The 23,577-nt window shown below is 74.2% G+C and carries 7 protein-coding genes; 6 read left to right on the top strand and 1 reads right to left on the bottom strand.

The window, feature by feature from the left end; translation table 11 throughout:
* The first annotated feature begins 6 nt into the window (after nt 1-6).
* Genes ACZ7GX_RS40635 through ACZ7GX_RS40625 form a run of 3 tightly spaced genes read left to right on the top strand, consistent with a single transcriptional unit; the run spans nt 7 to nt 20,152 of the window.
* Complete coding sequence (locus tag ACZ7GX_RS40635; protein ID WP_498785265.1) at nt 7-18,750, top strand: non-ribosomal peptide synthase/polyketide synthase; 18,744 nt, start codon at nt 7-9, stop codon at nt 18,748-18,750.
* Nucleotides 18,747-19,964, top strand: a complete 1,218-nt coding sequence (locus tag ACZ7GX_RS40630; RefSeq protein ID WP_498785263.1) for an MFS transporter — start codon at nt 18,747-18,749, stop codon at nt 19,962-19,964. Before ACZ7GX_RS40635 ends, ACZ7GX_RS40630 begins: the two co-directional genes overlap by 4 nt.
* Nucleotides 19,961-20,152, top strand: a complete 192-nt coding sequence (locus tag ACZ7GX_RS40625) for an MbtH family protein (protein ID WP_230568599.1) — start codon at nt 19,961-19,963, stop codon at nt 20,150-20,152. The genes ACZ7GX_RS40630 and ACZ7GX_RS40625 overlap by 4 nt, the downstream gene beginning before the upstream one ends.
* Before the next feature lie 29 nt (nt 20,153-20,181).
* On the opposite strand, the gene ACZ7GX_RS40620 is transcribed toward ACZ7GX_RS40625, so the two are convergent.
* Nucleotides 20,182-21,306 carry a chromate transporter gene (locus tag ACZ7GX_RS40620; RefSeq protein WP_498785260.1) on the bottom strand — a complete coding sequence of 375 codons (1,125 nt, stop codon included), beginning with the start codon at nt 21,304-21,306 and terminating at the stop codon, nt 20,182-20,184.
* 189 nt (nt 21,307-21,495) lie between these two features.
* On the opposite strand from ACZ7GX_RS40620, the gene ACZ7GX_RS40615 reads away from it, so the two are divergent.
* Genes ACZ7GX_RS40615 through ACZ7GX_RS40605 form a run of 3 tightly spaced genes read left to right on the top strand, consistent with a single transcriptional unit; the run spans nt 21,496 to nt 23,170 of the window.
* Nucleotides 21,496-21,987, top strand: coding sequence for a hypothetical protein (locus tag ACZ7GX_RS40615; protein WP_498785258.1), 492 nt, complete (start codon nt 21,496-21,498; stop codon nt 21,985-21,987).
* Nucleotides 21,988-22,023: 36 nt separating this feature from the next.
* Nucleotides 22,024-22,665: a class I SAM-dependent methyltransferase gene (locus ACZ7GX_RS40610; RefSeq protein WP_498785256.1), complete on the top strand. Its 642-nt coding sequence runs from the start codon at nt 22,024-22,026 to the stop codon at nt 22,663-22,665.
* Nucleotides 22,666-22,678: 13 nt separating this feature from the next.
* Entirely contained in the window at nt 22,679-23,170 is a 492-nt protein-coding gene (locus tag ACZ7GX_RS40605; protein WP_498785254.1) for a GNAT family N-acetyltransferase, read from the top strand.
* Nucleotides 23,171-23,577 lie beyond the last annotated feature (407 nt).

Below are 23,577 nucleotides of genomic sequence, written 5' to 3'. Positions count from 1 at the left end.
CCCGTCATGACCACGTCCAAGAACGACCGCATCTCCGCCTTGCCGGAGCACCTCCGCGAGAAGCTCCGCGCGCGGCTCGCCGGCCGGGCCGCGCCCGTGGTCGACGTGATCCCGCCCGCGCCCCGGGACCGGCCGCTGCCGCTGTCGGCGGGCCAGCAGCGCCTGTGGTTCCTGGACCGGTTCCAGCCCGGCGGCACCGAGTACACCAGCGCGATCGCGCTGCGGCTCACGGGCTCGCTGGACCTGCCGCGGCTCACCGACGCGGTGCGCGGGCTGGTGCGCCGGCACGAGTCGCTGCGCACGACGTTCGACCAGGTCGACGGCCGCCCGGTGCAGGTCGTGCACGACGACCTCGAGCTCGACCTGGTCGCCGTGGCCGACCTGCGCGAGGTGCTGGACGAGCCGTTCGACCTGCGGCACGGCCCGCTGTTCCGGGCCGCCCTGCTGACCGAGTCGGCCGACGCGCACGTGCTGCTGCTGGCCTCGCACCACATCGTCGTCGACGGCTGGTCGCTCGGCGTGCTGGCCGACGAGCTCGGCGCGCTCTACCGGGGCGAAGCCCTGCCCGAGCCGCGCTTGCAGTACGCCGACTACGCCGTCTGGCAGCGCGAACGGCCGGTGGACACCGGGTTCTGGGTCGACCGGCTGGCCGGTGTCGTACCGCTGGACCTGCCGACCGACCGGCCGCGACCGGCGGAGCGCACGTCGGCGGGCGCGACGCACGGGTTCACCGTGCCCGCGAGGCTGGCGGGCGACCTGGCCGAGCTGGCCCGGGTCAACGAGACCACCCTGTTCACCACGCTGATGGCCGCCGGCCAGCTGCTGCTGGCCCGCTACACCGGTCAGGACGACATCGCGGTCGGCACGGTCACCAGCGGGCGCGACCGGCCGGAGCTGGCCGGGCTGGTCGGCTTCCTGGTCGGCACCGTGGTGCTGCGGTCCACTGTGGACACCTCGCGGTCGTTCGCGGAGTTCCTGGCCGAGGCGAACCGGACGGCGCTGGACGCGTTCGCGCACGACGACGTGCCGTTCGACCGGGTGGTGGAGGCGGTGGGCGCGTCACGCGACCCCAGCCGCACGCCGCTGTTCGACGTGATGGTGGTGCTGCAGAACGTGGGCCGCGGCCTGCCGGACCTACCAGGCCTGCGCGTCGAGGAGCACCCGCTCGGCCGGGCGTGGTCGAACTTCGACCTGACCTTCGAGTTCACCGAGACGCCGGAGGGGCTGCACGGCGCGGTCGAGTACAGCACCGACCTGTTCGACGCCGGGACGGTCGACCGGATGGCCCGGCACCTGCTCGCCCTGCTGGGTGCGATCACCGCCGACCCGTACCGGCCGATGGCCGAGCTGTCGATGCTGCTCGGTGACGAGCCGGACGGCCGCGGGCCGGCGCGGGCGGTGCCGGACACCACGTTCCCGGCGCTGTTCGAGGCACAAGCCCGCCGCACGCCGGAGGCCACCGCGCTGGTGTGCGACGGGGAGTCGCTCACGTTCGCCGAGCTGGACGCCCGCGCCAACCGGCTCGCGCGCCACCTGCTCGCCGACGGCGTCGAGCCCGAGCAGATCGTCGCGCTGGCGCTGCCGCGCGGGCTGGACTGGGTGGTCGCGCTCCTGGGCATCCTCAAGGCGGGCGCGGTGTACCTGCCGGTCGACCCCGGCCTGCCCGAGGCGCGGTACGCGCACCTGCTGGAGGAATCCGGCGCGGTGCGGGTGATCGACGCGCCGGTCGACACCTCCGGCCTGCCGGACACCCCGCCGGACGTGCCGCTGCGGCCCGACAACGCCGCGTACGTCATCTACACCTCGGGCTCGACCGGCCTGCCCAAGGGCGTCGTGGTCGAGCACCGGCACCTGGTGAACCTGCTGCACGACCACCGCGAGACGTTCGCCGGCGACCGGATGCGCGTGGCGCTCAGCGCGGTGTTCTCGTTCGACACGTCGTGGGAGGGCGTGCTGCTCATGGCCGACGGCCACGAGCTGCACGTGCTCACCGACGACGTGCGGCTGGACGCCCACGCGTTGATCGGGTACGCCCGCGAGCACCGGATCGACCTGCTGGACCTGCCGCCGTCCTACGTCCGGCAACTCCTGGCCGACGGCCTGCTGAGCGCCGAGGACGGGCCCAAGGTGCTGGTGCTCGGCGGCGAGGCGCTGGGTTCGGCGCTGTGGCGCGACCTGGTGGCCACCGGGCTGCGGGCGCACAACTTCTACGGCCCCACCGAGACCACGGTGGACGCCGTGTCGTGCCGCGTCACGGGCGACCGGCCGGTCATCGGCACGCCGCTGGGCAACGTGACCGCGCACGTGCTGGACGACGACCTGCGGCCCGTGCCGGTGGGCGTGCCGGGCGAGTTGTTCATCGCGGGCGGCCAGGTGGCCCGCGGCTACCTGGACCGGCCGGGGTTGACCGCGCAGCGGTTCCTGGCCGACCCGTTCGGCGGGCCAGGCGGGCGCATGTACCGCACCGGTGACCGGGTGCGGTGGGTTCCCGTCGGCGGAGCCGACGACCAGGCGCGGGGGCACGTCCTGGAGTTCCTGGGCCGGACCGACGACCAGGTCAAGATCCGCGGGTTCCGGGTCGAGCCGGGCGAGGTGGAGGCCGCCATCTCCACCCACCCGGACGTCACCGAGGCCGTCGTCGTCGCCCGCGAGGACGACGGGCACACCCGGCTCGTCGCCTACGTGGTGACCACCGCGCCGGTCGACCTGCGCGCGCACCTGCGGAAGTCGTTGCCGGACTACCAGGTGCCGTCGGCGTTCGTCGAGCTCGACCGGCTGCCGCTGACGCCCAACGGCAAGCTGGACAAGGCCGCGCTGCCCGCGCCGCAGTCGGTCGCCGCCGGCGAGTTCGTCGCGCCGCGCACCCCGGCGGAGGCCGAGCTGGCCCGGATCTGGGCCGAGGTGCTCGGCGCGGAGCGGATCGGCGTCGAGGACAACTTCTTCGCGGTGGGCGGCGACTCGATCCTGTCCATCCAGCTGGTGTCCCGCGCGCGGCAGGCCGGGCTGCACCTGACCTCGCGCGACGTGTTCCGGCACCAGACCGTGGCCGAGTTGGCGCTGGTCGTGTCGCAGGCCGTGCAGACCGCGCCGGAACCGGTGTTCACCGGGCCCGCGCCGCTCACCCCGATCCAGCGGTGGTTCTTCGCCGAGTACGGGCCGCTGGCGCACTTCACCATGTCGCTGCTGGTCGAGCTGGAGCCTGCGGTGGACGCGGAGGCGTTGCGCGCCGCCGTGCGGACCGTCGTCGGGCACCACGACGCGCTGCGGCTGCGGTTCCGCGAGGTCGACGGGCGGTGGGCGCAGGAGGTCGCGGACACCGAGGCCGACGTGTTCCGGGTCGAGGTCGACGCGGACGTGGAGGCCGCGGCACGGGAGGCGCAACGCGGCCTCGACCTGGTCGCGGGACCGTTGCTGCGGGCGGTGTTCTTCCCCGGCGCACGGCCGAAGCTGCTGCTGACCGTGCACCACCTGGCGATGGACGGCGTGTCGTGGCGGATCCTGCTCGCCGACCTGGAGCAGGCCTACCGGGGCGTGCCGCTGGAACCCGTCGGCACGTCGTTCACGCAGTGGGCGCACCGGCTGGCCGAGCACGTGGCGTCCGGCGCGTTGGACGACGCCCAGGAGCACTGGGACTCGCTGCCCGAGCCCGAGGCGCTGCCGGTCGACCGCGACGGCGCGAACACGGCCGGGTCGACCCGCGTGGTGTCGGTGCGGCTGGACCGGGCGACCACGGACGCGGTGCTGACCGCCGTGCCGCCGGTGTACCGGACGCAGGTCAACGACGTGCTGCTCAGCGCGCTCGGCCGGACGTTGGCCGAGTGGACCGGGCGGGACGAGGTGAGCGTCGCGCTGGAGGGCCACGGCCGCGAGGAGCTGCTGCCGGGCGTGGACCTCAACCGCACGATCGGCTGGTTCACCACGCAGTTCCCGGTGGTGCTGGAGCCCGGCGACGACTGGGGCCGCACGCTCAAGTCGGTCAAGGAGTCGCTGCGCGCGGCGCCGCACCGGGGGCTGAGCTTCGAGGCGTTGGGCGGCGGGAAGCTGCCGCAGGTCTCGTTCAACTACCACGGCCGGTTCGACGTGGCCGACGGCGGTTTCTACCGGGCCCGGCGCGACGCGGTCGGCGAGGACCTGGCGGCCGACCGACCGCGCACCCACCTGATCGAGGTGACCGGCCTGGTCGAGCGCGGCGAGCTGGAGCTGAGCTGGCAGTACTCCGAGCACGTGCACGACGAGGAGACCGTGCGGCGGCTGGCCGAGCGGACCCTGGAGGCGCTGCGGGAGATCGTGGCGCACTGCGCGCGGCCCGGCGCCGGCGGTCGCACGCCGTCGGACTTCCCGCTGGCCCGGCTCACGCAGGAGCAGGTCGACGCGCTGGCCGGGCCGGACGTGGAGGACATCCTGCCGCTCACGCCGTTGCAGGCGGGCATGGTGTTCCACAGCCTGGTCGAGCCCGGCGCGTACGTCGACCGGATGCGGCTGGTGCTCGACGGCGTGCGCGACCCCGACGCGCTGCGCCAGGCGTGGCAGCGGGTCGTGGACCGCACGCCCGTGCTGCGGTCGAGCGTGGTGTGGGACGGGGTGGCCGAGCCGGTGCAGGTCGTCCACCGGCACGTGGAGCTGCCGGGCGGGCCGGTGGACGCGCCGTTCGACCTGGGCGTCGCGCCGTTGCTGCGGGTCGAGGTCACGCCGTCGGGCGACGACCGGGTCGAGCTGGTCTGGTCGTCGCACCACGTGATCCTGGACGGCTGGAGCACCGGTCAGGTGTTCGGCGAGGTGCTGGAGCAGTACCGGGCGATCGTCACCGGCACGCCCGCCCGGCTGCCCGCGCGGCGGCCGTTCCGGGACTACCTGCGCTGGCTGGCCGAGCAGGACCGCGGCGCGGCCGAGGCGCACTGGCGGTCCGTGCTGTCCGACGTGGACGGACCGACGCCGCTGCCGTTCGACCGCGCGCCCACGCGGGCGCACCGCTCGGAGGCGTCCGCGGCGGTGCGGTTCTCGCTGGACCTGGGCGACGCCGTGCAGCGGGCGGGACTGACCGTGAACACGGTGGTGCAGGGCGCGTGGGCGCTGCTGCTGGCCCGTGCCTCCGGTGAGGCGGACGTGGTGTTCGGCAGCACGGTGTCCGGCCGCCCGGCCGAGCTGGCCGGCGTCGAGTCCATGGTCGGCATGCTGATCAACACCGTGCCGACCAGGGCGGTCGTGGACGGCGCGGCCGAGGTGGGCGCGTGGCTGCGCGAGCTGCAGGCGGCGCAGAGCGAGTCGCGGCGGTTCGAGCACACGTCGTTGGCCGAGATCCAGCAGTGGGCCGGAACGAGGCTGTTCGACTCCGTGGTGGTGTTCGAGAACTACCCGTTCGAACGGGACGGCGACGGGCCGCGCGTGGTCGAGATCGACGCGGTCGACAACACCACGGTGCCGTTGACGGTGAGCGCGTCCCTGACCGACCGGCTCACCCTGGACCTGGCCTACGACCCCGAGCTGTTCGACGCCGCCACCGCCGAACGGCTGGCCGGGTGGCTGCGCGAGCTGGTCCGGGCGATCGCGGCCGACCCGACCACCAGGATCGCCGACCTGCCCTGGCTGACCGACGCCGAACGGCGCCAGGTGCTGGTGGAGTGGAACCGGACCGCGCTGGACACGCCCTCGGCGCTGTACCCGGAGGTGTTCGCCGAGCAGGCCCGCCGGACGCCGGACGCGACGGCGCTGGTCTTCCAGGACCGCACGGGCTCGCGCACGGCGTTCACGTTCGCCGAGCTGGACGCCCGGGTGAACCGGCTGGCGCACCACCTGCTCGCGCGCGGCGCGGGGCCGGAGCGCACGGTCGCGGTCGTGCTACCGCGCTCGGCCGACCTGGTGGTGGCCGTGCTCGCCGTGCTCAAGGCGGGCGCGGTGTACCTGCCGGTCGACCCGCGGCTGCCCGCCGAGCGGATCGACTTCCTGCTGCGCGACGCGGACCCCGCGTTGGTGCTGGAGGCCGTGCCCGACCTGGCCGGGCTGCCGGACGCACCGCCGGCCGTGGCGTTGCGCCCCGAGCAGGCCGCCTACCTGATCTACACGTCCGGGTCGACGGGCACGCCCAAGGGCGTCGTGGTCGAGCACCGGCAACTGGCGAACCTGTACTACGCCAACGAAGCGGCCCTGATGGGCGAGCCGACCCGGTTCGCGGTCACCGCGACGTTCTCGTTCGACACGTCGTGGGAGGGCCTGCTGTTCCTCGCGGCGGGCAACGAGCTGCACGTGATCGACGAGGAGCTGCGGCTCGACCCGCCCGCGCTGGTCCGGTACGTCGCCGAGCACGGCATCGGCACCGTCGACCTCACCCCGTCCTACGCGCGGCAGCTGGTGCAGGCCGGGCTGCTGGAGTCCGGGTTGCGGGTGATCATGCTGGGCGGCGAGGCGGTGGACGCGGCGCTGTGGCGGGAGATCGCCGCCTCGCCGGTGGCGGGCTTCAACCAGTACGGCCCCACCGAGGTCGCGGTCGACTCGGTGGCGACGCCGGTGGTCGGCGACCGCCCGGTCATCGGGCGACCGCTGGCCAACCTGTCGGCGTACGTGCTGGACGCGGACCTGCGGCCGGTGCCGCCGGGCGTGCCCGGCGAGCTGTACCTGGGCGGCCCGCAGGTGGCGCGCGGCTACCTGGACCGACCGGGCCTGACCGCCCAGCGGTTCCTCGCCGACCCGTTCGGCCCGGCCGGCGCGCGCATGTACCGCACCGGTGACCGGGTGCGGTGGTTAGCCATCGGCGGAGCCGACGATGAGACACAGCCGGCACTCCTTGAATACCTGGGCCGGGCCGACGACCAGGTCAAGATCCGCGGCTTCCGGATCGAGCCCGGCGAGGTCGAGGCGGCGCTGCTGGACGTGCCCGGTGTGCGGGAGTCGGCCGTGGTCGTCCGCGACAACCGGCTGATCGGGTACGTGACCGGCGCGCCGGAGACCGACCCGCGCGACGCGCTGGCCCGCGCGCTGCCCGACTACCTGGTGCCGTCGGCCGTCGTCGTGCTGGCGGAGCTGCCGCTGACGCCCAGCGGCAAGGTGGACCGGAAGGCCCTGCCCGAGCCGGACCTGGCCGGCGGGTTCGTCGCGCCGCGCACCGACGCCGAACGCGTCGTGGCCGACGTGATGGCCGACGTGCTCGGGCTGGACCGGGTCGGCGCGCTGGACGACTTCTTCCGCCTCGGCGGCGACTCGATCCTCAGCATCCGCGTGACCTCGCGGTTGCGCGCCGCGTTCGGCGTGCAGCTGTCGCCGCGCGCGGTGTTCGACCACCCCACGGTGTCCGGCCTCGCCTCCGCCATCAGCTCCGGGGCGGGGTCCGGTCAGGGTGCGGTGGACGCCATCCCGGTGATCCCGCGCGATGGCGTCCACCCCCCGCTCGTCCACCCGCAGTCGCCCGCGCAGCGGCGGTTGTGGTTCCTGGACCAGTTCGAGGCGGGCAGCACGGAGTACGTCACGCCCACCGCGCTGCGCCTGCGCGGACCGCTCGACCCGGACGCGCTGCGGCGTGCCCTCGACGGCCTGGTGGCCCGGCACGAGTCGCTGCGCACGACGTTCGACGACGGCGTGCAGCTCGTGCACGAGCCGTTCCAGGTGCCGCTCGCGGTCGAGGACTCCGACTGGGAGGCGGTGCTGCTCGACGAGGTCGGCACGCCGTTCGACCTGCGCGAGGGGCCGCTGTTCCGGACCCGGCTGGTGCGGGTGGCGCCCGAGGACCACGTACTCGTGCTGACGCTGCACCACATCGTCACCGACGGCTGGTCCACCGGGGTGCTGGCCCGCGACCTCGGCGCGCTCTACGCGGGCGAGGAGCTGCCGCCGCTCGCCGTGCAGTACGTGGACTACACGGCCTGGCTGCCCGAGCCCGCGGTCGACCACTGGGCCGGGCGCCTGGCCGGCGTCCAGCCGCTGGAGCTGCCGACCGACCGGCCGCGGGCGGCGGTGCGCGGCACCACCGGCGCGATGCACGGGTTCACCGTGCCCACGCCGGTCGCGAAGGCCGTGAAGGCGTTGGCGGCCGAGCACGGCGACACCCTGTTCACCGCGCTGCTGGCGGCCACGAAGGTGCTGCTGGCCCGCTACACCGGGCAGGACGACATCGCGGTCGGCACGGCGGTCTCCGGTCGCGGTCGGGCCGAGCTGGACGACGTGGTCGGCCTGTTCGTCAACACCGTCGTGCTGCGGTCCACCGTGGACCCGCGGCGGTCGTTCACGGAGGTCCTGGCCGACGTGCGGGCCACCGTGCGGGACGGTTTCGCGCACCAGGACGTGCCGTTCGAGCGGGTGGTGGACGCCGTCCGCCCGGACCGCGACCCCAGCCGCAACGCCCTGTTCGACGTCATGGTGCTGATGCAGAACTTCGGCGCCGACGCGCCCGAGCTGCCCGGCCTGCGGGTGGAGGACCTCCAGCTGCCGCTGGTGACCTCGACGTGCGACCTCACCGTCGAGTTCGGCGAGGTCGACGGCGAGCTGCGCGGCGCGGTCGAGTACAGCACCGACCTGTTCGACGCGGAGACGGTCGACCGGATGACGCGGCACCTGCTGGTGCTGCTGGAGGGCGTCACGGCCGCGCCGGACCGCCCGGTGGGCGAGCTGCCGCTGCTGCTCGGCGACGAGCCCGACGGGCACGGCGCGCGGCTCGACGTCCCCGACACCACGTTCGCCGCCGTGTTCGAGGAGCAGGCGCGGCGCACGCCCGACGCCGGCGCGCTGGTGTGCGGCGACACCCGCCTGACCTTCGCCGAGGTCGACGCGCGGGCCAACCGGCTCGCGCATTACCTGCTGGCCGCGGGCGCGGGTCCGGAGCGGGTGGTCGCGGTGTCGCTGCCGCGGTCGGCCGACTCGGTGGTGGCGATCCTGGCCGTGCACAAGGCGGGCGCGGTGTACCTGCCGGTGGACCGGGACCTGCCGCGCGACCGGGTCGACTTCCTGCTGCGCGACGCGCGCCCGGCGCTCGTGCTGGACGAGGCGCCCGACCTCGCCGGCTACCCCGCCACGCGCCCGGACGTGGTCGTGCGGCCGGACCAAGCCGCCTACGTGATCTACACGTCCGGCTCGACCGGCGTGCCCAAGGGCGTCGTGGTCGAGCACCGGCAGCTGACCAACCTGGTGCACGACCACCACCGGGTGCTCGCCGCCGAACCCACGCGGGTCGCGGTGACCGCCGTGTTCTCCTTCGACACGTCGTGGGAAGGGCCGCTGCTCATGGCGGCGGGCCACGAGCTGCACGTGATCACCGACGACGTCCGGCTCGAACCGGCCGCCCTGGTGGAGTACGTCCGCGAGCACCACGTGGACTTCCTCGACCTGACCCCGTCGTACGTGCAGCAGCTCATCCCGGCCGGGTTGCTCGACGGCGACCACGTGCCGGCGACCGTGATGCTCGGCGGCGAGGCGCTGCCGCACGCGCTGTGGCGGACGCTGGCCACGTCGCGCACCACCGCGCACAACTACTACGGCCCCACCGAGGTGGCGGTCGACTCGGTGGCCACCGTCGTCACCGGGGACCGCGCGCTGATCGGCCGCCCGCTGCTCAACCTGGTCGCCCACGTGCTCGACGAGGACCTGCGCCCGGTGCCGGTCGGCGTGCCCGGTGAGCTCTACCTCGGCGGTGCGCAGGTGGCCCGCGGCTACCACGACCGGCCGGGCCTGACCGCCCAGCGGTTCCTGGCCGACCCGTTCGGCGGGCCCGGCGCGCGGATGTACCGCACCGGGGACAAGGTGCGGTGGGTCCCCACCGGGGACGGGGCGGAAGCCGCCCTCGAATACCTGGGCCGCACCGACGACCAGGTGAAGATCCGCGGCTTCCGGGTCGAGCCGGGCGAGGTCGAGGCGGCGCTGCTGCACCACCCGGACGTGGCGCAGGCCGCGGTGGTGGCGCGCGAGCACAACGGCCACCAGCGGCTCGTCGCCTACACCGCGGGCACGGCCACCGACCTGGCCGGCTGGCTCAAGCAGCGGCTGCCGGACTACCTGGTCCCGTCGGCGTTCGTGGCGCTGGACGCGCTGCCGATGACGCCCGCGGGCAAGGTGGACCGGCGGGCGCTGCCCGCGCCGACGTTCACCGAGACCGGGTACGTGGCCCCCGAACCGGGTGTCGCGGCCACGCTCGCCGAGATCTGGGCCGACGTGCTCGGCGTCGACCGGGTCGGCGCGCGGGACAACTTCTTCGCCCTGGGCGGCGACTCGATCCTGAGCATGCAGGTCGTGTCCCGGGCCCGGCAGGCCGGGCTGAAGCTGACGTCCAAGGACGTCTTCCTCCGGCAGACCGTCGCGGACCTCGCGCTCGCCGTCACCGACGACACCGGGCCGACGCACGAGACCGTCACCGGGCCCGTGCCGCTCACCCCGGTCCAGCGCTGGTTCTTCGCCGAGCAGGGGCCGTTGGCGCACTTCACCATGTCGGTCGTGGTGGAGCTCGGCGACGTCGAGCCGGCCGCGGTGCGGGCCGCCGTGCGGGCCGTCGTCGCCCACCACGACGCGCTGCGGCTGCGGTTCACGCAGGTCGACGGCGAGTGGCGGCAGGAGGTGGCGGACGTGGAGCCCGCCGAGGTGTTCCGCCTCGCCTCGGGCGACCTCGCCACCGAGGCCCACCTCGCCCGCACGGGTCTCGACCTGCGGCACGGCCCGCTGCTGCGCGCGGTGCTGTTCGACGACGGCAGGCTGTTCGTCACCGCGCACCACCTGGTGGTCGACGCGGTGTCGTGGCGGATCCTGCTGGAGGACCTGGGCACCGCGCTGAACGGCGGCGACCTGGGACCGAAGAGCACGGCGTTCACCGAGTGGGCGCACCGGCTGGACCGGCACGTGCGCGAGGGCCGGTTCGACGCCGCCCTGCCGCACTGGGCCGACGTGCCGGTGGAGGAGCCCGTGCCGACCTCGGCGGGCACCGCGCGCAGCGTGTCGGTGCGGCTGGGCAAGGCCGAGACGGACGCGCTGCTGCACACCGTGCCCGACGCCTACCGCACGCAGGTCAACGACGTGCTGCTCACCGCGCTGGCCTCGGCGTTCGCCGGGCGGGCGCTGGTGACGCTGGAGGGCCACGGCCGGGAGGAGCTGTTCGACGGCGTCGACCTGTCCCGCACGGTCGGCTGGTTCACCGCCGAGTTCCCGGTGGCGCTGGAACTGCCGGACGGGGACTGGGGCGCGGCCCTCAAGTCGGTGAAGGAGCAGCTGCGCGCCGTGCCCGACAAGGGGTTGAGCTACGAGGCCCTGAAGTACTGGGACCGGGGCGTGACCGGCCCGCTGCCGCGCGTGTGCTTCAACTACCTGGGCCAGTACGACGCCGAGCTCGACGACCTCGACCACGGCCGCGAGGTGCCGGACGACGCCGTGCGCCCGCACCTGCTCGACATCAGCGCCGCGGTGTCGTCCGGGGAGCTGGTGCTGGACTGGGAGTACTCCACCGAGGCGCACGACGAGGCCGCGGTGCGGGCGCTGGCCGACCGGATGGTCGACGCGCTGCGCGGGATCGTCGCGCACTGCGCCGGGCCGGACGCGTGGGGCCGCACGCCGTCGGACTTCCCGCTCGCGAAGCTCACCGCCGAGCAGGTGGACCGGATCGTCGACCGGGACGTGGAGGACGTCTACCCGCTGACCCCGTTGCAGGCGGGCATGCTGTTCCACGGCTTGGTGGACGACGGCACGGCGTACGTGAACCAGCTGCGCGTGCGACTGTCCGGAGTGGACGATCCGCGGCGGTTCGCCGAGGCGTGGCAACGCGTGGTCGACCGCACGCCCGTCCTGCGCACCGAGGTGGTGTGGGAAGGGCTGGACGAGCCGGTGCAGGTGGTGCGGCGCGGCGTGACCGTGCCGGTGACCTACGCCGACGTGACCGACGAGGTGGTCGCGGCCGACGCGGCGGCGGGCATCGACCTGACCGCGGCGCCGTTGATGCGGCTGGTGGTCGGGCGGCCGTCGGACACCGCGATCGACCTGTTGTGGACCTCGCACCACCTGCTGCTCGACGGCTGGAGCACCGCGCAGGTGTTCGGCGAGGTGCTCACCGAGTACGCGGGCGGCACGGCCCCGGCGCGGCGGCCGTTCCGCGACTACCTGGCGTGGCTCGCCGAGGTCGACCAGTCGGCCGTCGAGTCGTACTGGCGCGGTGTGCTGGCCGGGTTCGAGGAGCCCACCGCCCTGCCGTTCGACCGGCGGCCGACCGAGGCGCACCGCGCCGAGTCGTCCGCGCAGGTCGTGCTGGACCTGCCCGCCGACCGGCTGGACGCGGTCGCCCGCACGCACGGCCTCACGGTGAACACGCTGGTCCAGGGCGCGTGGGCGGTGCTGCTGGCCCGCACCTCGGGCCGGCGGGACGTGGTGTTCGGCAGCACGGTGTCCGGCCGTCCCGCGGAGCTGCCCGGCGTCGAGTCGATCGTCGGCATGTTCATCAACACCGTGCCGACCAGGGTGTCGGTGGAGCCCGACGCCGACGTGGTGACCTGGCTGCGGCGGTTGCAGGACTCGCAGGCCGAGTCCCGCCGGCACGAGCACGTGTCGCTCGCGCAGGTGCAGGGGTGGGCGGGCACGCGCCTGTTCGACAGCCTGCTCGCGTTCGAGAACTACCCGGTCGAGAAGGACTCGCCGGACGGCGCGCCGGGCATCGGCGAGGTGGACAGCCTGGACACCACGTCGTTCCCGCTGACCGTGCGGGCGTACGTGGACGACTCCCTGCACGTGGAGCTGACCTACGACCCCCGGCTGTTCGACGCCGGCACGATCACCGCGCTCGGCGACAGGCTGGCCCGGCTGCTCGACGCGATCGGCGCGGACCCGCGGCGGCGGGTGTTCGAGCTGCCGTGGCTGTCCGACGACGAGCGCGACCAGGTGCTGGTGTCGTGGAACGGCACGTCGTCCGGCGCGGTGGTCGAGGACACCATCCCGTCGCTGTTCGCCGCGCAGGCGGCGCGCACGCCGGACGCGCCGGCGGTGACGTGCGGCGGCGCGAGCCTGACCTACCGGGAGCTGGACGAGCGGTCCAACCGGTTGGCGCACCACCTCGTCGCGGCCGGCGCGGGCCCGGAATCACTGGTGGCGCTGCGCTTCCCGCGCTCGCTCGACCTCGTGGTCGCGGTGCTGGGCGTGCTGAAGTCCGGTGCGGCCTACCTGCCGCTGGACGTGTCGTACCCGGCCGACCGGATCGCGTCCATGATCTCCGACGCCCGGCCGGCGGTGACCCTGGACGGGCTGCCCGACCTGTCCGGGCTGCCGACCGACGCCCCGGACGTCCCGCTGCGACCGGACAACGCCGCGTACGTGATCTACACGTCCGGCTCGACCGGCAGGCCCAAGGGCGTCGTGATCCCGCACTCGAACGTGGTCAGGTTGTTCTCCGAGACCGACCACTGGTTCGGCTTCGGGCCCGACGACGTGTGGACGTTGTTCCACAGCTACGCCTTCGACTTCTCCGTCTGGGAGCTGTGGGGACCGCTCCTGCACGGCGGCCGGCTCGTCGTCGTGCCGTACGAGGTGTCGCGGTCGCCGCGCGACTTCGCCCGGCTGGTGGCCGACGAGGGCGTGACCGTGCTGAACCAGACGCCGTCGGCGTTCTACCAGCTGCTGGAGGAAGCGCCCGACCTCGACGTCCGGTACGTGATCTTCGGCGGTGAGGCGCTGGACCTGCGCAAGGTGTCCGCGTGGCGCGGCTCGGGCGCGTTGGTCAACATGTACGGGATCACCGAGACGACCGTGCACGTCACCTGGACGCACGCGGACGGCTCCATCGGCGTGCCCATCCCCGACCTGCGCGTCTACGTGCTCGACGACGAGTTGCAGCCCGTCGCCCCCGGCGTGGTCGGCGAGATGTTCGTGGCCGGTCCGGGGGTGGCGCGCGGCTACCTCGACCGGCCGGGCCTGACCGCGCAGCGGTTCCCCGCCGACCCGTTCGGCCCTCCCGGCACGCGCATGTACCGCACCGGCGACCTGGCCCGGTGGGTCGACGGCAGGCTGGAGTACTTCGGGCGCGCGGACCAGCAGGTGAAGATCCGCGGGTTCCGCATCGAGCTCGGCGAGATCGAGGCGGTGCTGGCCGCGCACGAGGCCGTGGCGCAGGTCGCGGTGATCGTGCGGGACGACCGGCTGGTCGCCTACTACGTGCCCGCCGGCACGGCCGCGGCCGCCGGGTTGCGCGAGCACGTCGAGCGGTCGTTGCCGGACTACATGGTGCCGACCGCCTACGTGGCGCTGGAGCGGTTGCCGCTCAACGCCAACGGCAAGCTGGACCGGGCCGCGCTGCCCGCGCCGGAGCGGGAGGCGTCGGCGGCGGGCGGGTTCGTCGCGCCGCGCACCGGGGCCGAGCGGCTGGTCGCGGACGTGTGGGCCGACGTGCTCGGCCTGGCCGAGGTGGGCGCGGAGGACAACTTCTTCACCCTCGGCGGCGACTCGATCTCCAGCATCCGGGTGGTGTCGCGGCTGCGGTCGTCCTTCGACGTCTCGCCGCGCGACCTGTTCGACCACCCGACCGTGGCGGCGCTGGCGGCCCGGCTGTCCGGGTCCGCGTCGACCGGCCGCGAGATCACCCGCGTGGACGGTGACGGGCCGCTGTCGTTCGCGCAGCAGCGGTTGTGGTTCCTGGACCAGTTCCAGCCCGGCGGCACCGAGTACGTGACGCCGCTGGCCGTGCGGCTGCGCGGTGCGCTGGACGTGCCGCGGCTGGAGCGGGCGTTGAGGGCGCTGGTCGAGCGGCACGAGTCGCTGCGGACCACGTTCCCGGCGGTGGACGGCCTGCCGGTCGCCGTGGTGCGGCCGGCGGACGTCACGCTGCCGGTGGTGGACGAGGTGCCCGCGCCCGAGCCGTTCGACCTGGCCGAGGGGCCGTTGTTCCGGCCGGTGCTGGTGCGCCGCGGACCGGAGGACCACGTGCTGGCGCTGACGATGCACCACATCGTCACCGACGGCTGGTCCGGTGGCGTGCTGATGTCCGACCTGGCCGCGCTGTACGGCGGCGAGGAGCTGCCGCCGCTGCCCGTCCGGTACGCCGATTTCGCCGCCTGGCAACGGGCACGGCCGCTGGACGCGCAGCTGGACTACTGGCGCGACCAGCTGGCCGGCGTGCCCGCCCTGGAGCTGCCGACGGACCGGCCGCGGCCGCCCGTGCAGACGACGGCGGGCGCGCAGACCGGGTTCGCGGTGCCGGCGGAGGTCGCGGACCGGCTGCGGGAGCTGGCGCGGGCCGTGGACGGCACGTTGTTCATGGCGCTGGTGGCCGCCTGTGAGGTGCTGTTCCACCGGTGGTCCGGGCAGGACGACTTCGCGGTCGGCACGGTGGCGTCCGGTCGCGACCTGCCGGAGACGCAGGACCTGGTCGGGTTCTTCGTCAACACGGTGACGCTGCGGGCGCGGGTCGAGCCGACCGCGACGTTCCCGCAGTTCCTGGCCCGCACGCGGGAGACCGTGCTGGACGCGTTCGCGCACCAGGACGTGCCGTTCGAGCGGGTCGTGGACGCGGTGCGGCCCGACCGCGACACCAGCCGCACGCCGCTGTTCCAGGCCGTGGTGGCGTTGCAGAACGCGCCGCAGGCGGCGGGCTTCCCCGGGCTCGACGCGGAGGACGTCGAGCAGCCCACGGTGAGCAGCAGCTTCGACGTGACGGTGGAGTTCACCGAGGCGCCCGACGGCGGGCTGCACGGGTCGGTCGAGTACAACACCGACCTGTTCGACGCGGGCACGGTCGAGCGGCTGGTCGAGCACCTCGGCGTGCTGCTGGCCGGCATCGCGGCCGACCCCGACCGCCCGCTGTGGGCGCTGCCGGTGCTGCCGCCGGCCGAGCGGGAGCTGCTGGCGGCGTGGGGCTCGACCGGGCCCGCCGTCGACGGGCCCGGCTTCGTGGAGCTGGTCGAGGCGCAGGTCGCGCGCACGCCCGACGCGTTGGCGCTGACGGGTGCCGCCGACGTGACCTACGTCGAGCTGAACGCCCGCGCGAACCGGTTGGCGCACCACCTGATCGGGCTCGGCGCGGGCCCGGAGCGGATCGTCGCGCTGCGGCTGCCCCGCTCGGTCGACCTGCTGGTGGCGGAGCTGGCGGTGCTCAAGGCCGGCGCCGCGTTCCTGCCCGTCGACCCGGAGTACCCGGCCGAGCGGATCGCGTTCATGCTCGACGACGCCCGGCCGCTGGTGGTGCTGGACGGTCCGCTCGACGTGTCCGGTCAGCCCGACACCGACCCCGGTGTGGCGGTGCGGCCGGAGCACCCGGCGTACGTGATCTACACGTCCGGGTCGACCGGGCGGCCGAAGGGCGTGGTGGTGTCGCACGCCGGCCTGGCCACGTTCGCGGCGGCCGAGATCGAGCACTTCCAGGTCACGCCGGGCGACCGGGTGCTGGAGTTCTCCTCCCCCAGCTTCGACGCGTCGGTGCTGGAGCTGTGCATGGCCCTGCCCGCCGGCGCGGCACTCGTGGTGCCGCCGCCCGGACCGCTGCTGGGCGACCAGCTGGCCGAAGTGATCCAGACGTTCGGCGTGACCCACGCGCTGATCCCGCCGGTCGCGCTGGCCACCGTGCCGGACGTGCCGCTGCCGACGTTCCGCACGCTGGTGGTGGGCGGCGACGCGTGCTCGGCGGACCTGGTGCGCAGGTGGGCCCCGGGCCGCCGGATGATCAACGCCTACGGTCCGACCGAGTCCACCGTGGTCACGTCGTGGAGCGGGCCGCTGGAGCCCGGCGGCGTGCCGCCGATCGGCCGGCCGATCCCCGGCACGCGCGTGCACGTGCTGGACGGCGAGCTGCGGCCGGTGCCGATCGGGGTGGCCGGCGAGCTGTACGTGTCCGGCGTCGGGTTGGCGCGCGGGTACCTGGACCGGCCGGGGCTGACCGCGTCGCGGTTCCTGGCGAACCCGTACGCCGCCGAGTCCGATTCTCCGGCGGGGTCCCGCATGTACCGCACGGGCGACGTGGTGCGGTGGACCGGGCGCGGCGTGCTGGAGTTCGTGGGCCGGGCCGACGAGCAGGTGAAGATCCGCGGGTTCCGCATCGAGCTCGGCGAGATCGAGACGGCCCTGCTGCGGCACCCGGACGTGCGCGAGGCGGTCGTCGTGGCCAGGGCGGACGCGCGGGGCCACAAGCGGCTCGTCGCGTACGTCGTGGGCGAGGCCGCGCGGTCGTCCCGGGTGGAGGAGGTCCGGGAGTTCCTGGGCGAGTCGCTGCCGGACTACCTCGTGCCGTCGGTGTTCGTGCCGGTGGACGCGCTGCCGATCAGCCCCAACGGCAAGGTGGACCGGGCGAGGCTGCCCGAGCCGGACTTCGGCGCGCTCCTCGGCGCCGGGTACGTCGCGCCGGCCGGGCCGGTGGAGGAGGCGCTGGCCGCCGTCTGGGCCGACGTGCTCGGCGTGCCGAAGGTGGGCGCGCAGGACAACTTCTTCGCGCTGGGCGGCGACTCGATCCTGAGCATGCAGGTGGTGGCGCGGGCGCGGCAGGCCGGCTACCGGTTCGCCACCCGTGACCTGTTCGTGCACCAGACCGTGGCGGCGCTCGCCCCGCACGTCGCGGTGGAGGTCGCGTCGTCGGCCGACCGGGCGCCGGTGGTGGGCGACGTGCCGCTGACGCCGATCCAGCACTGGTTCCTGACGTCCGGGCGGCGCAACCCGCACCACTTCAACCAGTCGCACCTGGTGGAGCTGGACCCGGCGGTGGACGTGGCGGCGTTGCGGCGGGCGTTGGGCGTGCTGGTGGCCCACCACGACGCGCTGCGGCTGCGGTTCACCTCGGTCGACGGGGTGTGGCGGCAGCACAACGACGACGTGGGCGACGTCGACGTGCTGACCGTCGTGGACGGGGTGGCGGGGCTGGAGGAGGTCGCGGACGAGGTGCACGCCTCGTTCGACCTGGCCACCGGTCCGTTGTTCCGGGCGGTGCTGTTCCGTGCCGAACCATCCGGGCACGACCAACCGCTGCTGCTGCTCGTGGCGCACCACCTCGTGGTCGACGGGGTGTCGTGGCGGATCCTGCTGGACGACCTGGAGACCGCCTACCGGGGCGAGGACCTCGGCGCCAAGACCACCTCGTACCAGGAGTGGTCGCGGCGGCTGGAGGCCCACGTGCTCGGCGGCGGGCTGGCCGACGAGGTCGAGCACTGGACCCGGTCGTTCCCGCCGTTCCCGGCGCCGTCCGGGCCGCCCGAGGCGGTGACCGTGGAGCTGTCCGAGGAGGACACGGACGCGTTGCTGCGCGGCGCGCCCGCCGCCTACCGCACGCGGATCAACGACGTGCTGCTGGCCGCGTTGGCGTGGGCGTTGTCCCGGTGGACGGGATCGTCGCGGGTCGCGGTGGACCTGGAGGGCCACGGGCGCGAGGACGTGCTGGACGTGGACCTCTCGCGGACCGTCGGCTGGTTCACCGCGGTGTTCCCGGTGTCGCTGGAGGTGCCGGACGGCAGCTGGCGCGACCGGGTCAAGGCGGTGCGGCGGCAGCTGCGGGCCGTGCCGGGCAACGGGTTCGGGTACGGGCCGCTGCGGCAGCACGGCCTGGTGCCCGACGGCGGGCGGCCCGCGGTGTCGTTCAACTACCTGGGCCAGTTCGACGGCGGCTCGGACCGGTCGAGCGGCCTCTACCGGGCCGTGCGGCCCTCCGTCGGCGCGGACCACGACCCGTCCGACACCGCCGACCACGTGCTCGACGTGGTCGGCGAGGCGGGCCGGACGCTGGGCTTCACCTGGTACTACCACCCGTCGGCGCACTCGGGCGCGGAGATCGGGGCGGTGGCCGCCGACTTCGCCGCCGCGTTGCGGGCGATCGCCGCGGACTGCCGGGGTGCGCTGTGACGACGTCCCTGGCGCGCAACCGGAACTACACGCTGCTGTGGGGCGGTCAGGCGCTGGCCGAGGTGGGGTTCAGCGCGTCGATGCTGGCCCTGCCGCTGCTGGTGCTGTTCCTGACCGAGTCGCCGGTGCTGTCCGGTCTCGTGCTGACCGTGGACGCCACCGCGCAGCTGCTGGTCGGGCTGCCGGCCGGCGCGCTGGTCGACCGGTGGGACCGCCGCCGGATCATGCTGTGCTGCGAGGCCGCCCAGGTGGTCGCCCTGGGCGGGCTCGTGGTGGCGATGTGGGTCGACGCGGTCACGATCCCGCACGTCATGGCGGTCGCCGCGGTGCTCGGCGTGTGCCGGGCGTTGTTCGAGCCCGCCGAGGACGCGTGCCTGCCGCGGCTCGTGCCGGAGTCGCAGCTGGCGACGGCCGTGGCGATGAACAGCGCGCGGTCGTCGTTGGGGCAGATGGCGGGGACGGCGCTGGGCGGCGCGCTGTTCGCGGTGACCCGCTGGCTGCCGTTCCTGGTGGACCTGGCCACGCACGTGGTGGCGTTCGTGGCGCTGCTGTTCCTGCGGGTGCCGCCGTCCGCGCCGGTCGGGTCGCACCCGCACCTGCTGCGGTCGATCGGCGAGGGCCTGCGGTGGGTGTGGGGCCGGCGGGAGATCCGGGTGACGGCGCTGTGCGCGGTGGTGCTGAACCTGTTCTTCACCGCGTTCTACGTGGTCGTACTCGTGCTGGTGCGCGACCGGGGCGCGTCGTTCGGCGAGATCGGCGTGATGGCGGCGATGCTCGGCGTCGGCGGCGTGCTCGGCGCCCTGGCCGCGCCGTGGCTGCACCGCGTGCTCGGGCCGCACCGGTCGATCGCGTCGGTGTTCTGGGTGCTGACCCTGCTGGTGCCGTGCGCGTTGGCGGTCGAGTCGGCTTACCTGATCGGGGTGCTGTTCGCCCTGATGAGCTTCCTCGCGCCGACCGCCAACACCACGATCAGCACCCACCAGCTGCTGCTCACCCCCGACGAGCTGCGCGGACGGCTCAGCGGGGTGATGGGTGTCGTCGTGGGCGGCGCGGGCGCGGCCGGTCCGCTGGTCGGCGGCGTGCTGACCGAGGCGCTGTCGGCCGGCGCCGCCGTGGTGGTCTGCGCGGCGGGCATCTTCGTCATCACGGTTTTCGTCACAGTCAGCCCGACACTGCGCGGGTATGCGAGAACACAGGAGGAGAACGAGGCATGAGGGACGACATCACGTACCAGGTCCTGGTCAACGACGAGGGCCAGTACTCGTTGTGGCCCGCGCACCACGACGTGCCCGCCGGGTGGCGGTTCGAGGGCACCAAGGGCACCAAGGACGAGTGCTCGGCGCACGTCGACAAGGTGTGGACCGACATGCGGCCGGCGTCGTTGCGCGCGGCCATGGACTGAGGTCCGGTCGTCGGCGCCCCGGCCCCGCTTCAGAACAGCGGGATCAGGGCGCCGACGACGCCCGCGGCGACCAGGGCGCTCACCACGCCCCGGCGCAGCGCCAGCAGCCACAGCACGGCGAGGCCGAGCAGGACGAACTGCCACGGCTCGTGCAGCGACCAGGCCAGCGGCACGGTGGAGCCCGCGATCGCGCCGATGGCCGCCGCGCCCGCGCCGGTGAGGAACGCCTGGGCCCGGTCGTCGTCCCGCAGCCGTTGCAGCCTCGGGCCGCCCGCGATGACCATCACGAACGACGGCGCGAACGCCACGAACGCGGCCAGCAGCCCGCCGCCCAGCCCGGCGGCGGCGTAGCCGACGACCGCGACCGTCTGCACGACCGGTCCCGGGGTGATCTGCCCGAGCGCCACCGCGTTGAGGAACTGCGCGTCGGTCATCCACCCGTACGTGTGCACGGCGTCCTGCCGCATCAACGGGATGATCACGAAACCGCCGCCGTACGACAGCGCGCCGACCTTGGCCGCCACCCACGTCAACGCGCCCAGCCCGCCCCCGGCGGCGGGCAGGGCCAGGACCACGGGCCAGTTCGCGCCCCGGCCCGGCGGCGTCCGCACCGCGATCTCCACCAACCCGGCGGCGACCAGCACGAGCACCAACCACGGCCCGGTCACCGCCGCCGCCACCGCGCCGACCACCAGGTACGCCGCCCAGCGCACCCGTGCCGCCCACGCCGCGCCGACCCGCCGGTAGCTGCCCGGGATCAGGCCCCACGCCGCGTGCACCGCCACCGCCGGCACCGCCGCCCCCGCGCCCGCCGCCGCCCCCGTGACCCACGCGGGGGCGTTGTCGGCCAGGAACAGCACGGCCAGCGCCAGGATCAACACCAACCCCGGCACGATGAAGCAGACCCCGCCGACCACCGCGCCCGCCGCGCCGCGCAGCCGCCACGCGCAGAGGATCGCGAGCTGCGTGGAAGCGGGCCCGGGCAACAGGTTGGTGACCGCGATGCCGTCCTCGAACTCGCGATCGGACAGCCACCCCCGGCGGGTCACGCACAGGTCCCGCAGCAACGCGATGTGCGCGGGCGGCCCGCCGAACCCGACGCACCCGATCCGCCCCCACTCGCGGGCGATGGTCTCCAACCCGACCCCGGTCACGGGGCGGCCACGCGATCGACCGAGGTACCGCAACTCACCGCAGCCAGCTCCCGGACGTGGAGGTCGTCTCGCATCGGGGCCATCTTCACCGAGCCGCCCGCCACGGGCAAAACCGCCCCCTGTGACGCTTGCCCCGTCCGGCTCCGCTGCCCGACACTGGCCACGGCGCGGGTCGTGGGGAGGCGCGGGGTGAAGTTCGCCGCCTGGGTGGTGTTCGCGTGGGTGAGCCTCGCTACGGCGATCTGGGCCGCGCCCGTCTCGATGACCCACGTCGGCGGCGACGTCCCCGCGCAGGACTCGTTCGACCACCCGTGCGCCTTCGACGAGGCCGGGATGAAGAACTGCTCCGACACGTCGTCCTACCGGTGGCCGTTGTCCGGTGGAGGCGCCGTCACCACGACGTGGGAACCCGGCCGTGAGGACATCACGGCCGTCACCGGCACGCTCGTCCACGAGCACGCCGACTGCCCCGACAGCCGCGTGGAGTGGACCGTCGTCGCCGGCGACCGCATGAGCGGGACGCTGACCGCCGAGAACCCCACCATCGAGCTGGACATCGACGTGCGGCAGCCGCTGCGCGAGCTCACCCTGACCGTCCGCCGGCTGGACTCCGCGCCCTGCGCCGGCGCGCTGCGGTGGAGCGACCCCCGGCTGGAGCCCCCGTACAAGCTCCTCCCCTGACCCGGCCCCCGAACCGCCGCCGCTAACGTCACCGCGGTGAGCGCAGACGACTGGCTGACCGACACCAGGGTTTCCTACGACACGGTGGCCGAGAGCTACCTCGACATCGCGGGCGAGGCGTTGGCGAAGACCCCGCTGCTGCGGGGCGTCCTGGCGATGTTCGCCGAGGCCGCCCGCGAGGTCGGCGGCCCGGTCGCCGACATCGGCTGCGGACCGGGCCTGATCACGTCCCACCTCCACGGCCTCGGCCTGGACGTGTTCGGCGTCGACCTCTCACCCCGGATGGTCGAGCTCGCCGGCCGGCGCCACCCCGACCTGCGCTTCCACGTCGGCTCCATGACCGACCTCGACCTGGCCGACGACTCCGTCGGCGGCGTGCTGGCGTTCTACTCGATCATCCACATCCCGGACCGCGAGATCCCCGCGGTCCTGACCCACTTCCACCGCGTGCTGCGGCCGGGCGGCGTCGTCATGCTCGGCTTCCACGTAGGCGACCGCGCCCGCCTCAAGACCGAGGGCTACGGCGGCCACCCGATGTCCGTCCACGTCCACCGCCGCCCGGTCGAGCGAGTGGCCGGCTGGCTGCGTGACGCGGGCTTCACCATCGAGGCGCAGGTCCTCATCGGCCCCGACGACGAAGTCCCGGGCGGAATGCTCATCGCCCGGAACGGATCTTGAGGAAGCTCGGGCCGTGCCGGACCTGATCGCGCCGATCACCCGCCTCCACGACGCCTGGTTGGCGGCACGCGACGACTGGGGCCCGGGCGTCCACGAGGACGGCTTCGGCCTGCTCCCGTCCGACGAGGTCGATTCGCCTGCGGGGTTCGCCACCTGGGTCGCGCGCATGGCCGACAGGCCCGGCTCGGTGTGCCGGTGGATCGTCGAGGACGGCCACGTGCTCGGCGGCATCGCACTCCGGCTCACCCCTGACGACCACGTGCGGACCTTCGGCCACATCGGCTACGGCATCCGCCCCTCCGCGCGCCGACGGGGCCTGGCCACCTGGGCCCTGGGCCGCATGCTGGACGAGGCCCGCTCCCTCACCCTGCACCGCGTGCTGCTGGTCTGCGAAGACACCAACACCGCGTCGGCCAAGACGATCGAGCGCAACGGCGGCATCTACGACGGCACCCACCCCACCGACCACGGTGTCATCCGGCGCTACTGGATCAACCTCCACTAACCCCGACCCCCGCCACCACCCACCACCACACCGCACCTCCGCCCCTCCCCACCCCCCTTCCACCCTCTTCCACCCTCGCCACACCTGTCCGCCGCCGGGCCGCCGTTTTATCCGGCTAACGGAAGACATGCGATTCGGGTTGTCCCAGGTTCCACTCTTCGCCCAACCGAGTGATCCACCACCCGCCCACCGAGACCACCAGACCCCGCCCGCCCACAACGGACCCGCACACCCGCACCGAGACCACCCGACCCCACCCACCCACAACGGACCCGCAGCACCCCCACCTAGGCCCGATTTGACATGGGTTCGGGTGCCATAGGCTGGTCGAAGCCGGGCAGGCCTGGCGGACGCTTTTCCCGCCAGGCCTGCCCGGCTTTGGCCTGCCTGGGGTGCCCGTAAGGGCC

Source organism: Actinosynnema sp. NPDC037264 (assembly GCF_055603705.1).
The sequence above is the reverse complement of the archived record's forward strand: the minus strand, read 5'-3'. Positions and strand labels throughout refer to the sequence as shown.

Excerpts from the sequence above, each read along its gene's own strand:
- ACZ7GX_RS40635 (WP_498785265.1), top strand. The coding sequence starts at position 7 with ATGACCACGTCCAAGAACGACCGCATCTCCGCCTTGCCGGAGCACCTC.
- ACZ7GX_RS40625 (WP_230568599.1), top strand. The coding sequence starts at position 19,961 with ATGAGGGACGACATCACGTACCAGGTCCTGGTCAACGACGAGGGCCAG.